This window comes from Hungatella sp. (assembly GCF_046966825.1).
Window position 1 is genome coordinate 35886 of record NZ_JBKVCZ010000021.1, and the last position, 16139, is coordinate 52024.

The window sequence follows — 16139 nt, forward strand, 5'->3', positions numbered from 1 at the left end:
CTCAACTTTCCCAGCACAGATTTCCAAATAAAGCCTGAATATATGTGGCTTGGGATTGCATCCAATCGTTTACTTTACTTTTTATAATCGCTGTGATTCCAATAGACAGATTGCTTAATTGCTCCACAAATAGAGCCATGAGGCTCGTCAGGGAGGTGGTTAAATCCATATCCTGTATATCTTCACAGAGCAGGTAGAATAATTCACCATAGGTTTTTTGGTCATTTTGATTCCTGCGTATCCATTCCAGTAGAATATATCTGGTGAATACAATGGTTGTATGACTCACTATCGCGTCGTAACTGCGGCTTTGGAATTCTGTTCCCAGTTTCAACAAGGATTTTGTAGCTTTAAAAAAGCATTCGATCGACCATCGATTTCCATAAATCCGTACAATTTCACTTTCGTTCAAACTACAATCGGTGCTTAACAGATACAGGCATTCACTTTTCTTGTTCCGATTACGAATGAACACGATTTTTACTGGAATTCCATCCCGGGTATGAACCAGAACAGAGCCAAAGATATTGACTGCATTTTCATGCCGCATAAACTTACGCAGCTGTGGCAGAGTATAGGATTTCCCCTGATAAAGATATCGCTGTTTTAGCTGTTTTACCATTCCAATCGCATCAAGACCAATGCCCTGGAGCTCTTTGAGCATGGGTTCAGTAGTAAACCAGGAATCCATCAGAACATAATCCGCATGAATTCCTGCGTTAAGTGCACGTTTCAACAGCAAAACAGCAGCTTGTGGCTTTGCCATCAGACTTTCATTTCGGTTTTTATAGCCATTGGTACGGCGATCGATTGAGTCAGATATCTCCTGATAACGGTTTTTCTTCTTGGCAGAAGAAAGCATGTTGAAACCAACCGGGAGAAAACTATAGCCGTCGGACCAGCCAAGCGTCAGAAGCGTGAATCCTTTTTGAAATTTATGCTCCACATGATCATAAACTCTGGCAAGAAGTTCCACTTGTTTACTGCGATTGCGCTTAATAACGGAATCATCCAAAACAAAGACGCGAATGCGCTCTGGTCTGGTTAACTGAGTAAAGGCAGATATCACTCTGGCCGCCAGTAAAACCAGAAATTTCCTCCAATTATAGGAAGTATCATTCAAAAAGCGATAATAAGTATTTTTAGAAACGGCCTGTTCTCTCCGCTTAGAGTTAAGGAATTGGAACAAGTTCTTCCCCTGAAACACGAGCAGGAGGAGAAACTCAAACACCTTAAGTGCTGGAATGCCACAGGATTTGGTTATATTTGATTGACGGAGAAGCATGCCAAGCTTAAGTTCTTTTATTGCAGTAAAAAATTGATTTTCGGTATGGTCAAAATGGTCATTATAGTTTATCATAAGAGTATGCGCCTTTCTTGTTTGGTATGGTGACGGTTCGCACTCTTATTATACCAAAGATTGGCGCATATTTTATGTCAATAATCATAAATAAATCGTTGTTTGGCTTGAATACGCTGCTTTAGCAGCGGTTTTCAAGCTGGGAAAGTTGAGTTAATAAAGAATAAATTAATATTAAAATAATCGATTCTTTATGAAAAATGGCAAACGGGTCATGATATTGAAAGGAAAAATCAGTCATGGTATAGTGCGGTTATGGAAGCATATTGGTAAAAACATAAAGAAGGGAGAAACAAAATGAAGAAGAAATTCAAAAAGACAGCCATGAGTCTATTACTGACTGCCAGCCTGGTTTGCGGATTATCAGCCTGCTCAACGGCAAAAGACACGCCAAAGCAGGAAAGCGGCGGTGCGGAATCATCTTCACAGGGCGGCGCGGCAGGTGAAACAGAGCAGACTACTGCCTCGGGGGATAAAAAAACATTCAGTTACTGGCTGCCGATTCATGCCTTCACCGCCAAAGCGATGACGGACCATAACGACCATCCGGCAGCTAAGCGCCTGGAGGAACAGACGGGCGTTTTCGTAGAATATATCAACCCGCCCGTGGGACAGGAACTGGAACAGATGAATCTGCTTCTCGCCTCTGGCGATAATCTGCCGGATTTAATGCGCTTTAACTTTAAGCAAAAATATCGGGGCGGGGTGTCCGCAGCTGTTGCGGACGGGGTTCTTTTGGATGCGACTAAGCTAATTGAAGAGAACGCTCCGAATTTTATGGCGTTTATTAACAGTGATGAGGATTTGAGACGGGGAGCCTATACCGATGACGGAATATTGGCGTATTTTGGCTCGATTATTCCGGCTGAGGAGATGCGGGGGCTGCCATTTCAGGGACCGATGGTAAATAAGACCCTGCTGGATAAAGCCGGGCTGGATATCCCGGAGACGATTGCGGACTGGGAAGAGATGCTTGCGGCGTTTAAGGAGATGGGAGTAAGAATTCCCTTCAGTTTTGGATGTGACAATAAATTCGCCGGGCTGTACAATGCGTTTTCAGGAGCCTACGGCGTGCCTGCGGGTTCGAGATTTATGGATGAAAACGGTACCGCAAAATTCGGTCCTATGCAGGAAGGCTACAAAGAATTTTTGACCCTGTTCCATAAATGGTATCAAAATGGCTGGCTGGATCCGGATTTTTTGTCAAAAGTCCAGAATAAAGAGGTTCGCAACGACTTTGACGCAGGAGAAATGGGAGCTGGTCTCCTGCATATCAGCAGTGTCATCCGGCTGCCATTGGTATCAGTGCAGCATGGAAAAGAGGAGATGGAAGCGGTTCCGGCGCCTTATCCGGTATTAAAAGAAGGCGACCAGACGCATTTCCGCCATTATGTAACCAACTTCAACCAAACGCCGTGCTATATTTCCGCGGACGCTGAGGATCCGCTTACCGTTATTAAGTGGTTAGACTACCTGTACAGCCCGGAAGGAATTCAGGAAATATCTTGGGGAACCATGGGAGATGAGCGGTATGAGGACACGTATTACGTTGACGAAGAGGGAAAGAAGAAGCAGACGGAATTTGTGACCAACAATCCAAATGGCCTTTCTCCCGAAGAAGTGATGAGGCAGTATCTGTTAAGGGATACTGCCATGGTATGGGATTGGGAGATGCAGTCGCTTATGTATCAGGATGAGAGACAGCAGAAGGGCTGGTCTGTGTGGACGGATCACACGGATTTTGACTATGTCATGCCGGACGAGATGACCATGACCGCTGACGAAAATGATGAATTCAGCAAAATCATGGGTGACGTCGAAACGTATGTGAATGAAATGTCGGCCAAGTTTATTATGGGGATTGCGCCTCTGGATGATTATGATAAGTTCATAAAGACGCTGGAGTCTATGAAGATTGGACGGGCAACGGAGATTCAGCAAGCCGCTTTAGATCGTTATTTCGCAAGATAAAGGAAACGGAAGATGGAAGAGGCGCTGAGGGTATATAGTGCCCTTAGTGCCTTTTCTAGTACGACGGGGTTCGGATTAAAAAGATGAGAAACCGGGAACATAGCTCAGGGAAAGGAAAAAATCATGAGAAAGTGTAAGAAAATCTATGACGTAGTTGTGGTGGGCGGCGGTATTTCCGGCGTCTGCGCCGCGCTGGCAGCCGCAAGGCACGGAGCGAAAACGGCGTTGATTCAAAACCGGCCGGTGCTTGGCGGAAATGCCAGTTCCGAGATAAAGGTCAATATCAATGGGGCGGGCCGGCATGGAAACTGGAAGAAGGACCTGCAGGAAACAGGGATTATCAGAGAGATTTTACATGAGGTCAAGAAGGAAAATCCGCAAAACTCATTTCACGTACAGGACATGGTGCTTTGGAGCATGGTAAACAGACAGGCCGGCCTGGATCTGTATTTGAACACACATTTCTGGGCGTCTGAGGTACGGGAAGGAAGAATAGACTCGATACAGGCCATGCAGTATACCACAGAAACCATGTATACGTTCCAGGCAAAAATTTTTGCAGACACAACAGGGGACGCTGCTTTAGCATATGAAAGCGGAGCGGATTGGACGATCGGGCGCGAAGCGCGGCGGCAGTATGGAGAGCCTCATGCGCCAGAAACCGCGGATTTATGTACCATGGGAAGTACGGTTATGTTTACGACGGTCGATATGGGAAGGAAGGTTGAGTTTCATAAACCGGAATGGGCCTATACCTTTACGAAGGAACAATTAGGAGCAAGAAAAATAGCGATGCTTAACCATGGATACTGGTGGGTGGAACTTGGAGGGGCGGAACTCGCGGTGATAGAGGACAGCGAATCTATCCGCGATGAATTGTATAAATGGGCGCTCGGAGTATTTGACTACATAAAAAATTGCGGCGAATACGATGCGGATCATCTCGCGCTGGACTGGATTTGTTCCGTGCCGGGGAGAAGAGAGTCAAGGAGAATTGTGGGTGATTATGTATTAAATGAAAATGACGTATATGAAGGAAGACGTTTTCAGGACGCGATTGCATATGGCGGCTGGACGATGGATAACCATACGGTAGGAGGCATTACCGCAAAAGGAGAATCAGAGGAGGGAACCAAGTGGCTTCCGATTAAGGACATCTACACCATTCCCTACCGCTGCGTCTACAGCCGGAATATAGACAATCTGTATGTGGGCGGACGGGCTTTGAGCGTGAGCCATATGGCGATGTCGTCCACCCGTGTGATCGCAACCTGCGGGGTGATCGGGGAGGCCATCGGCACAGCGGCGGCCATGGCGGCGGAAAAACATATGACGCCCCGGGAGCTGGGAAAGCTGCATCTCAAGGATCTGCAGCAGGCATTGATCAGGGACGACTGTTTTCTTCCGGGAATTCAAAAGGAAGACGAGGAAGATTTGTGCAGGAACGCGTTGGGGCACATAGCAGCCTCAAGCTTTACGCCGGGGGCGGAACCGGAAAAGACAATCAACGGCTATGCGAGGAACATCGACGGAGTATGCAATGCGTGGATTTCTCAAGAACTGGGCGAAGCTGGCAACTGGATTGAATTTACACTGAACAAAGAAGCGGCGGTCAAGGAAATCCATATCAAATTCGATTCAAATCTGACCGATACGCTGAACACAACCCTGGTCAACAGGACGCGGGAGAGGCAGCCCAGGGACATGCCGGCGGAGCTGGTGAAAAAATACCGCATTGACCTGTACCGCGGGGAGACGCCGGCGTTTCATATCGAGGAAAATGATAACATACACCGTTTTCGGAAACATAAGGTTGATTGTAAGACGCCTGTAACCAGGATGAGACTCACAGTGTTGGAAACATATGGAGACAGGCACGCGCGTGTATTTGAGGTTGGGATGTATTCATAAATGGAGGCGTAAAAAGAGACGACGTGGAAAAAAGAGACGATTTGCCCGATAGAAGGGAGATGGCAGGATATAAAATATGAATAAATCCTAAATAAAGATTAAATTAATATAAAGACAATCGGCTCTTTATGAAAAAAGGCAAACGGGTCACGGTGTTGAAAGAAAAATTCAGCCATGGTATAGTGCGGTTATGGAAGCGTATTGGCAACGCTGTAAATAAAAAAAAGAAGAGGAGAAAGAAAATGAAGAAGAAATTCAAAAAGACAGCCACGAGCCTGTTACTGACCGCCAGCCTGGTTTGCGGATTATCAGCCTGCTCAACGGCAAAAGACACGCCAAAGCAGGAAAGCGGCGGTGCGGAATCATCTTCACAGGGCGGCGCGGCAGGTGAAACAGAGCAGACTACTGCCTCGGGGGATAAAAAAACATTCAGTTACTGGCTGCCGATTCATGCCTTCACCGCCAAAGCGATGACGGACCATAACGACCATCCGGCAGCTAAGCGCCTGGAGGAACAGACGGGCGTTTTCGTAGAATATATCAACCCGCCCGTGGGACAGGAACTGGAACAGATGAATCTGCTTCTCGCCTCTGGCGATAATCTGCCGGATTTAATGCGCTTTAACTTTAAGCAAAAATATCGGGGCGGGGTGTCCGCAGCTGTTGCGGACGGGGTTCTTTTGGATGCGACTAAGCTAATTGAAGAGAACGCTCCGAATTTTATGGCGTTTATTAACAGTGATGAGGATTTGAGACGGGGAGCCTATACCGATGACGGAATATTGGCGTATTTTGGCTCGATTATTCCGGCTGAGGAGATGCGGGGGCTGCCATTTCAGGGACCGATGGTAAATAAGACCCTGCTGGATAAAGCCGGGCTGGATATCCCGGAGACGATTGCGGACTGGGAAGAGATGCTTGCGGCGTTTAAGGAGATGGGAGTAAGAATTCCCTTCAGTTTTGGATGTGACAATAAATTCGCCGGGCTGTACAATGCGTTTTCAGGAGCCTACGGCGTGCCTGCGGGTTCGAGATTTATGGATGAAAACGGTACCGCAAAATTCGGTCCTATGCAGGAAGGCTACAAAGAATTTTTGACCCTGTTCCATAAATGGTATCAAAATGGCTGGCTGGATCCGGATTTTTTGTCAAAAGTCCAGAATAAAGAGGTTCGCAACGACTTTGACGCAGGAGAAATGGGAGCTGGTCTCCTGCATATCAGCAGTGTCATCCGGCTGCCATTGGTATCAGTGCAGCATGGAAAAGAGGAGATGGAAGCGGTTCCGGCGCCTTATCCGGTATTAAAAGAAGGCGACCAGACGCATTTCCGCCATTATGTAACCAACTTCAACCAAACGCCGTGCTATATTTCCGCGGACGCTGAGGATCCGCTTACCGTTATTAAGTGGTTAGACTACCTGTACAGCCCGGAAGGAATTCAGGAAATATCTTGGGGAACCATGGGAGATGAGCGGTATGAGGACACGTATTACGTTGACGAAGAGGGAAAGAAGAAGCAGACGGAATTTGTGACCAACAATCCAAATGGCCTTTCTCCCGAAGAAGTGATGAGGCAGTATCTGTTAAGGGATACTGCCATGGTATGGGATTGGGAGATGCAGTCGCTTATGTATCAGGATGAGAGACAGCAGAAGGGCTGGTCTGTGTGGACGGATCACACGGATTTTGACTATGTCATGCCGGACGAGATGACCATGACCGCTGACGAAAATGATGAATTCAGCAAAATCATGGGTGACGTCGAAACGTATGTGAATGAAATGTCGGCCAAGTTTATTATGGGGATTGCGCCTCTGGATGATTATGATAAGTTCATAAAGACGCTGGAGTCTATGAAGGTCGGACGGGCAACGGAGATTCAGCAAGCCGCCTTAGATCGTTATTTAGCAAGATAAAGAAAAAAAGATGGAAAAGGTGCTGAGGGTAGATAGTGCTGTTAGCGCCTTTTCTGTACATAGTAAGGAGATTTCGGTATGGAGACAGGAAAGAAAAAAGGATCACTTGCCAGCAAGTTGGTAAAAGATTATAAAAGGCATAAAATCATATATTGGCTGCTGGTTCCGGTGCTTTTGTATTATTTTATTTTTCACTATCTGCCGATGGGCGGTTTGCTGATTGCATTTAAGGATTATCGGCCGGCGCGGGGGATACTTGGGAGCGCCTGGGTTGGCCTTGAGCACTTCAGGACCTTTGTATCCAGTTATTATTTTTGGGACTTGCTGAGGAATACTGTGACAATCAGCTTTTCCAGCTTGCTTTTTGGCTTTCCCGCGCCGCTGCTGCTTGCGATTTTATTGAATGAACTGCGCCAGAAGAAATTCAAAAAAGTGGTGCAGACAGTTACTTATATGCCTCATTTTATCTCGACGGTAGTCATGGCGGGTATCGTCGTCGATATGGTGGCTACGGATGGAGTTATCAATAATATCATCACATTTTTTGGCGGAGAAGCAAAAAACTTGTTAAATGTGGGTTCGTTTTTTGCGCCAATCTATGTCGTAAGCGGTATTTGGCAGAATATTGGCTGGGGAACGATTATTTATCTTGCCGCCTTAAGCAATATTTCAGTTGATCTGTATGAGGCTGCCGATATTGACGGCGCCGGCCGGCTGAAGAAGATATTAAATGTTACAATTCCAGGAATTACGCCTACAATCGTGACGCTGCTGATTATGAGGATAGGACGCATCATGTCGGTTGGATGGGAGAAGATTGTCCTGCTGTACAATCCGGCTATTTTTGACAGGGCGGATGTAATTTCTTCCTTTGTTTATCGAAACGGTTTGCTAAATGCTAATTACAGTTATTCAGCGGCGGTGGGGCTGTTCAATTCGGTCATCAATGTTCTTTTGCTTGTGATTGCGAATAACGTGAGCAAAAAACTGAATGAGACAAGCCTTTGGTAAAAGGACAGAAAGGAATGAAAGGCAATGAAGAAAAAATTAGGCGTATTTGATGTTGTATTGATCATATTTTTAGTGCTGCTGTGCCTTGTGACGCTGTATCCGGTTTTGTATGTTTTATTCTCATCGCTCAGCGATCCGGTATTATTGCAGCAGCAGAGAGGGATTATGCTGAAGCCGCTGGGATTTTCCATGGAAGCGTATAGGCTGGTTCTGGGGAACCCGTCCGTAACCATCGGATACCGCAATACGTTGTTCTATGTAATCACAGGAACCTTTATCAATATGATTATGACGATTTTTGGCGCGTTTGCTTTGACGAGGAAGGATCTGTACATTAAGAAGACGGTGCTGCTAATCATTATCTTCACCATGCAGTTTGGCGGCGGGCTGATTCCGACGTATATCGTGGTTAATAAACTTCTGGGCAATTCTATATGGACGCAGCTTTTGCCGGGGGCGATTGCGACTACAAACCTGATCATTATGAGAACGGGCTTTGCGGCAATTCCCGACAGCTTGGAGGAGTCGGCAAAAATCGACGGCGCGAATGACTGGGATATCCTGACCAGAATTATTTTACCGCTTTCGAAACCCACTATGGCGGTTATCGCATTGTATTATGGCGTGGCGCATTGGAACCAGTGGCTTCCGGCTTCTATTTATTTAAGGGACCGCAACTTGTATCCCCTGCAGCTGTTTTTGAGAGAAATCCTGCTTCAGAATCAGACAGAAGAAACGATGATGGGCATTGAATCCATCCAGGTAGCGGATATGAGCGATGTGGTCAAATATGCAACGATTATGGTTGCGATCATTCCGGTTTTATGCGTATATCCGTTTTTGCAGAAATACTTCGTGAAGGGCGCGATGCTTGGAGCGGTAAAAGGATAAGCACAATCATAGGAAGGCGGAATGGCTGGGAAACGCGGCTATTGCACACGGAAGCAGTCGATAGAGGAAAAGGAGAAAATCATGAGAAAATTGAAAAACACAGTTATATCAATGATTTGCCTGGCGTGTACGCTGTCGCTGGCGATCAATCCCTCTCCAGTGGCTTATGCCCAGGGTACAGGCCAGTATCATACCTATAAAGCGGATGTTCTGAAAAAGACCGAACAATTAAAAGGTCTGATGGAGCAGGCCAGGGCGAAGGAAATTGATGTCCACAGAGAAGAAAGCACGGTGTATTTTGCGGAGTATTACCTGAAGTGCGCCGAGTGGGATAAAGCGAATGTGGATATAAATATCAAGCTATATGAAGGTTTTAATCCCACAAAATCAAAAGCGGCCGCTTTGGCGGAGAAGCTGCCTGAGTTTGAGCTTTCTGAAATTGACAAGATGCTGGACACTTCGATTGCGGAGCTTACGGATGCAATAGAGGGGAAGATAACACGAAAACCCGTTCCGGATATTGACTGGAGCAATATAAAAAAGGACGGGGATAATTTCACCGTGAATGGGCAGGCGGTATTCCCATTTACGTATGTATGGAAACCGAAGACCGATAATTATTTTAATAATGATTTTATGGGACATATAAACCAGAGCTTTAATGATTTTAATATCTTGAACGACGTGAAAGGGAATTTTAATGAGGATCTGGTAAAAGAACTCAGCCGCCCGTCGGATATACTGGGTTCCCATATGTTCGGGCATAAAATAATCGCAGAAGACATAAAACAAAAACATCCTGAAATTTTACAGGGCGGTTCTACATTTACGATCTATGATATCGACAGCCCGATTGTCCGGGACTGCTGGAACAAAATATTTGACCGGATTGTACCTATGAATAAGAACAGAAACCTGGAATTGGGTTATATCCTGGCAAACGAACCGCATTGGTATTCTTCTGTCAATTGGTATACGACAGGAGGCAAAAAGGGGGCGTCGGAAGGGAAACTATCGGACAATTCCATGAGAAAGTTCCGCGATTGGCTTAAAACACGATATCAGGATATCGCAAAACTGAATGAAAACTGGAACAGCAGCTTTGAAAGCTTTGACGCAATAAGTTTTGAGATGCCATTTAAGCCATCGCTGCAGGATGAAAATCCGAATTTCTGGTATGATTACTGTACCTTCCACATGGAAAATTGCACAGGCTGGCTTCAGTTCCTGCATGATGGAGTGTTGTCGCGGGATAAGAACGCAAAAACCAGTGTAAAAATCATCCCAAAACAATTTATGGATACCATCCGGACACATGGGCTGGATTTTGAAAAAATCACTAAGATGTCGGAAATTATCGGAGACGACGCGGCTATTGAAAAAAGAGGCCTTATGGTAAAGGAGCCGGAGGAATGGGAAGACCGGTATGTCTATAACTGGGTTCAGTCATCCATGCCATCAGACTTTGAGCATTCCGTTTCGCCAGAGAAGCCGCATCTCAATTCGGAAAATCATTTTTTGACAACGACGAAGTATAGAGATATGGAAATGACTCCGGATTATGTAAGGTCAGCTTTTTGGATGTCGGCGATTCAGGGCCTGGATGCCAACGTAATCTGGTTCTGGTGCAGGGAATCCGACGGATCAGTTTCGGAGAGACATTATAAGACAAAGGTACAGCCCGGATACGCCTTCTCCGTGAACCAGCAGCCGAGGGTGGCGAATGCCGTATCGCAGACCATGATGGAGCTGAATGCGTTTTCAGATGATATTGTAAAGTTTCAGAGAGCCAGAAAACCTGTAAGGCTGTTCCACTCGGAAACGAGTTGCATTATTGATAAAAACCATATCACAGATGAACAGTATATGTATGAAAAGCTTTTCTTCAGAGGGGTGCCGGTAGGATTTGCAACTGAGGATATCATCAACAGCCAGCCGAATACAAACTGGAACGTGATCCTGGTACATGATACAAAATATGTGACAGACGCGGAGTTTCGCGCGCTGCAGGCCTACGTAGACCAGGGCGGGACCGTAATTATGGATGACGCCAGCCTCAGGTTGAATGAATATGGAAAAGAAAGAAGCCAGACATTGCAAACTCAGGGAAAAGGCTCTGTCATCAGAGTTTCCAGCCAGGACTACAAGGTCATGGCGGATAAGGCCTTTGAGCTGCTTGGGGCAAAAGGGCAGCTTCCGGCGGTTCGGATTGCGGAAACCAATGAGATCGGCACAGACGGCTGTATGTGGCGCGTGATTTCAACCGGAGAGAATGCCTGCGCTGTCAGTATCGTAAACCTGGGAAAGAGCACGGCTAACTTAAAGATTTCCGCTGATAAGACGATTCAATCCTTGAAGGATAAGTTTACGGGGACGGATGCTGGCACAAGCATCACGATAAAACCAGAAGAAACGATGTTCCTTGAGATTCATACAGAGCCGTAACAATGTTTTCTGTCATGAACAGGTGGAAAAATGAAATTTGTTAAACGTTATATGAAACCATGCGCGGCGCTGATCTTGTTTACGTTATTCTTAAAACTGGTCAGCGCGGCGCTTGACCTGATGATTCCAAGGATTCTGGCGACCATGATCGACGAGATCGCGCCCAGCGCATCTGCTGGCAGAATCTTAAATGCGGGCATTGCCATGATTGTTATGGCGGTGCTGTCGCTGCTTTCCAATGTAAAAGGGAACATACAGTCGGCGGAGATAGCCAAAAGGATTACCAGGCAGCTCCGCCTGGATCTGTTTGCAAAGACCATGCATCTGTCAGCGAGCCAGATTGACGTGTTTTCCGTTCCATCGCTGGAGAGCAGGATGACCTCCGATACGTATAACATCCATCACATGATTGGCCTGCTGCTGCGGATGGGAGTTCGCGCCCCCATCACCCTGATCGGAGGGATTCTGGTGGCATTTTCGATGGACGTGCAGTTAACCATGGTTATCGCAGCCATGCTTCCGATTATTACGGTGGTGTTTTGCCTTATTTCCAGCAAAGGAATCAAACGGTATGCAGCGGTTCAGGAACAGATTGACCGTGTGATTTCCAAAATCAGAGAAAACATACTGGGCATCAGGGTGATCAAAGCCTTGGGAACCTTTGATTATGAAAGAAACCGGTTCGGCTGTCTGAATGAAAAGCTGAAGCAAGAGGAAAAAAGGGCGCAGATGCTGGTTTCCGTGTCGCCTCCAATTATTAACTGTCTGCTGAATATGGGGATTATTGCAGTTATTTATCTGGGAGCGGTGCGCGTGGGCCAAGGGAAATGCGAACCGGGAACGATCCTTGCCTTTATTACCTACTTTACCATTATCTCAAATGCCATGATCTCTATTACGCGGATTTTCATTCAATCCGCAAAGGCCATGTCATCGGTTAAGCGGATTCAGGAGGTCTTGCTGCTTCCCGAAACCGTTGTCGATCTGAAAGAAAAAAATGAGGCGGAAACAGAAACGGAAGGGACGCCGGAAAATTTCATTGTTTTTGAACATGTGAATTTTTCTTATCGCGGAAGAAAAAAACAGATCAGGGATGTTTCCTTTACATTGAAAAAGGGAGAGACTCTTGGCGTCATCGGAGCTACGGGAAGCGGAAAAAGCACCCTGCTGTTATTGCTGATGCGTTTTTATGATGTGGATTCCGGACGGATTCTGATTGCGGGCAGAGATGTCAGGCAGATGGACGCAAAAGAGCTTCACCGCATGTTTGGAGTCGTTTTTCAAAACGACTATTTGTTCCGCGGCTCAATCTATGACAATGTTTCCTTCGGACGGAACCTGTCCTACAGCCAGGTGGAAGCGGCCTGCGGAATCTCTCAGGCGTTTACTTTTATTCAGGAGTATCCGGATACTTATGGCTATGAATTATCAATCAAGGGAAGCAATATAAGCGGCGGACAAAAACAGAGACTTCTGATTGCCCGGGCCGTGGCGGCAGCCCCCGATATCTTACTGCTGGACGATTCTTCCAGCGCATTGGATTATAAAACAGATTCCCGGTTCAGGCAGGAACTGGACAAATATAATCATTCTACAAAAATAATTGTCGCGCAAAGAATCAGCTCAGTATATCAGGCGGATAAGATTATCGTGCTGGATAAAGGCCGCGTCGTTGGACAGGGAACCCATGACCGGCTATTGACGGACTGCCGGATCTATAAGGAACTGTACGATGTGCAGATGGGAGCCGCCAGATGAAAGAGGGCGGAGGCTGAGGATGAGAATGAAGATCAGTGACTGGGATAAATCGATTTTAAAAAGAATACTTCATTATCTGGCTCCATATCGCGGACAGATGATTTTATTGATCGTTTTCAATTTGACTGCCAATGTGTTGATGTTGTCAGGACCCCGGTTAAGCGGAAAGGCAATCGATGCGATTGGGATGATACGCGGGTCGTCAGATTATCGGAGCGTACTGTTTTACTGCTGCATTATGCTGGCGTTTTATATAATATCCGCGATACTGTCCTTTTTGGTTTCCTGGATCATGATCCGGACTGGCAAAGATATCGCCTGCCGCATGCGCAGAGAAATCCAGGAAAAGCTATTGAGGCTCCCGGTATCTTATTTTGATACAAGACAGATAGGGGATATTATCAGTAGCATCTCCTACGATGTGGATACGGTGAACGCGTCTCTGACAAGTGATTTTGTCCAGATCATCACCAGTGTAATGACCCTGTTTTTTTCATTGGGCATGATGCTCAGCCTTTCTTTTCCGCTGGTGTTTGTGTTTGGGGTCACACTGCCGATTTCTGTATTTATTGTGAAGCATCGGCTGAAAATCACAAGGCCGTTGTTCCAAAAGAGAACAAAAATGCTGGGAGAGTTAAATGGATACACGGAGGATGTGCTGTCGGGACTGTTTACGATAAAAGCATATCATCAGGAACAGTCCATGATCGACCAGTTCTTCCGGAAAAACAATCAGACCAGCGACGCTTATTATCAGGCGGAGTGCAAGGGCTCGATCGCGGGCCCGGCCATGACCTTTATGAATAATCTTTCTCTTGCTTTATTGGGAATATTTGGCGCGCTGCTTTATATGGGAAAAAGCATTACCGTGGGGAATTTGTCCGCCTTTATTCTCTACTCACGAAAATTTGTCGGGCCGGTCAATGAACTGACCAACATTCTAAGCGAGCTTCAGTCGGCATTTTCGGCGGCGAACCGGATCTTTGCGCTTTTAGACGAGCCGGAGGAGAAGGACAGGGAAGACGCAGTTCCCTTAGAAAGCGCCGCGCAGCCGGTCAGCTTTGACCATGTCAGCTTTGGTTACACGCCGGATAAGCCGATATTAAAGGATCTGCAGCTGCAGGCGGACCGCGGGAAGGTGATTGCGGTTGTTGGCGCGACCGGAGCGGGGAAGAGTACGATCATCCACCTTTTGATGAGGTTTTATAAACCGCAAAAGGGAAGGATCCGGATTGGGGGACAGGATATAGCCGATGTCCGTCTGGAGAGCTTGAGACGGGCATTCTCTATGGTATTACAGGATACCTGGATCTTTCAGGGGACAATTCTGGAAAACATTCAGTATGGTTCTCCGGATGCCTCTATGGAGGAGGTGATCCAGGCGGCAAAGGACACGCATATTGATGATTTCATTGAGACGCTTCCGGAAGGATACCATACGGTAATCAGCGACAATGGCTCTAACCTTTCAAAAGGACAGAAGCAGCTGATTACGATTGCCCGCGCGATGCTGCGCAGGACAGCCATCCTGATTCTGGACGAGGCGACCTCAAATGTGGATTCCCGGACAGAATTGTTTATTCAGGAGGCTCTTTTAAGGCTGATGAAGGGAAAGACGAGCTTTGTCATTGCCCACAGGCTGTCCACGGTACGGCATGCGGATTGTATTTTGGTATTGGACCACGGAGAGATTGCGGAACAGGGAACCCATGAAGAGTTACTTAAAAGGAAGGGGATATATGCCGCTTTGTATCAGTTGCAGTTTGAGTGAGCTAAAGCATTTTGGGTATATTTTATATTTAGATTGACAAATTACTAATAAAATGATAGTATATTCATATAGCATATTTTTTGACTTAAAACAAGTTGGTTTACTGGTAAATTATATAACGATATACTATATCTGGATGGAAAATAGCCTAAAAATTATTGGATGGTGTATGTGCGGGAGATGCGGCAGAAGTTTATCATAGGGACGACTGTTATTGTAAAAAATGTGCCGGCGGAAAATAATGAAAGGAATGGACAGCAACATGAATAAGACAACAAATAATGACAAAAAGGCAATCGATGATGAGAAACCAAAATATTCCGCGCCCGCAGTTCGGAAGGTATTGGAAATGCTGGAGCTTATGGCAAGGGGGGATAAAAGCTTTTCGGTCAGTGACGTGGTGAACGAGCTGGATATCACCTCTAATTCAGTATTTCGCATTTTCAAAGAACTGGAGCTGAAGGGGTATGTAGTCAAGAATCCGGTTGATTCCACACACGAATTGACCCCCAAATTGTATTATCTTGGGAATTCGATCCGCAGCCGTATTTCACTTGCAAAAACCGCGTACCCGTATATGAAAAGCATTCGTCAGTTTACAAAAGAAACTGTTTTGCTTACCACCTTCGGAGGACAGAACGACACCTTGGTCGTGGATCAGATTGAGAGCCGGGAACCAATTAAGTTTCTTTCCACGATTGGCGTCACCTATGACTCCTACAGTTCGGCCATGGGAAAAGCGATGCTGTCTTCACTGGATGAAGCGGAACTGGTTGAATATTTTGCAAGTCATCAGTTGGTAAAGAAAACAGAGAATACAATTAGCAGCTGGGATGAACTTCTCCGGCAGCTGACAGCAATCAAAAAAGAAGGCGTGGCATATGACAGAGAAGAAAATATGTACGGATTAAGCTGTATTGCCTGTCCGGTTTTTTCGATGAGAGGGCAGCTTGAAGGTTCCATCGGTATTTCCGGGCTTACATTCCGTATGGGAGAGGAAACGATAAAGGAGTATGCGCGCTTTATCAGAAAACAGGCATGGCAGCTTTCTTCGACCTTGGGATATGAACAAAAGCAATCATTTGAATTGATATAAAAATGGAGG

The 16139-nt window shown here is 46.2% G+C and carries 10 protein-coding genes; 9 read left to right on the top strand and 1 reads right to left on the bottom strand.

Translation table 11 applies throughout. From position 1 onward, the window contains the following. Position 1: 1 nt before the first annotated feature. A complete protein-coding gene (locus tag ACLTD4_RS09155) occupies positions 2-1360 on the bottom strand; it encodes a transposase (RefSeq protein WP_195521993.1) in 1359 nt (452 codons plus the stop codon). Positions 1361-1657: 297 nt separating this feature from the next. On the opposite strand from ACLTD4_RS09155, the gene ACLTD4_RS09160 reads away from it, so the two are divergent. From ACLTD4_RS09160 to ACLTD4_RS09200, 9 genes are all read left to right on the top strand, one after another. Further along, entirely contained in the window at positions 1658-3331 is a 1674-nt protein-coding gene (locus tag ACLTD4_RS09160) for an extracellular solute-binding protein (RefSeq protein WP_412331254.1), read from the top strand. Between the two features lie 123 nt (positions 3332-3454). Then, positions 3455-5242, top strand: coding sequence for an FAD-dependent oxidoreductase (locus tag ACLTD4_RS09165; protein WP_278837658.1), 1788 nt, complete (start codon positions 3455-3457; stop codon positions 5240-5242). 242 nt (positions 5243-5484) lie between these two features. Further along, positions 5485-7158: an extracellular solute-binding protein gene (locus ACLTD4_RS09170; protein WP_412329983.1), complete on the top strand. Its 1674-nt coding sequence runs from the start codon at positions 5485-5487 to the stop codon at positions 7156-7158. 78 nt (positions 7159-7236) lie between these two features. Further along, positions 7237-8169: an ABC transporter permease gene (locus ACLTD4_RS09175; RefSeq protein WP_278837551.1), complete on the top strand. Its 933-nt coding sequence runs from the start codon at positions 7237-7239 to the stop codon at positions 8167-8169. A 24-nt stretch (positions 8170-8193) separates the two neighbouring features. Beyond that, positions 8194-9060, top strand: coding sequence for a carbohydrate ABC transporter permease (locus tag ACLTD4_RS09180; RefSeq protein ID WP_278837549.1), 867 nt, complete (start codon positions 8194-8196; stop codon positions 9058-9060). 81 nt (positions 9061-9141) lie between these two features. Then, positions 9142-11505, top strand: a complete 2364-nt coding sequence (locus tag ACLTD4_RS09185; RefSeq protein WP_278837548.1) for a beta-galactosidase — start codon at positions 9142-9144, stop codon at positions 11503-11505. Between the two features lie 30 nt (positions 11506-11535). Continuing rightward, positions 11536-13263: an ABC transporter ATP-binding protein gene (locus ACLTD4_RS09190; RefSeq protein WP_278837547.1), complete on the top strand. Its 1728-nt coding sequence runs from the start codon at positions 11536-11538 to the stop codon at positions 13261-13263. A gap of 19 nt (positions 13264-13282) precedes the next feature. Then, positions 13283-15034: an ABC transporter ATP-binding protein gene (locus ACLTD4_RS09195; protein ID WP_278837545.1), complete on the top strand. Its 1752-nt coding sequence runs from the start codon at positions 13283-13285 to the stop codon at positions 15032-15034. A 262-nt stretch (positions 15035-15296) separates the two neighbouring features. Further along, entirely contained in the window at positions 15297-16130 is an 834-nt protein-coding gene (locus tag ACLTD4_RS09200; protein WP_278837544.1) for an IclR family transcriptional regulator, read from the top strand. The last annotated feature ends 9 nt before the right edge of the window (positions 16131-16139 follow it).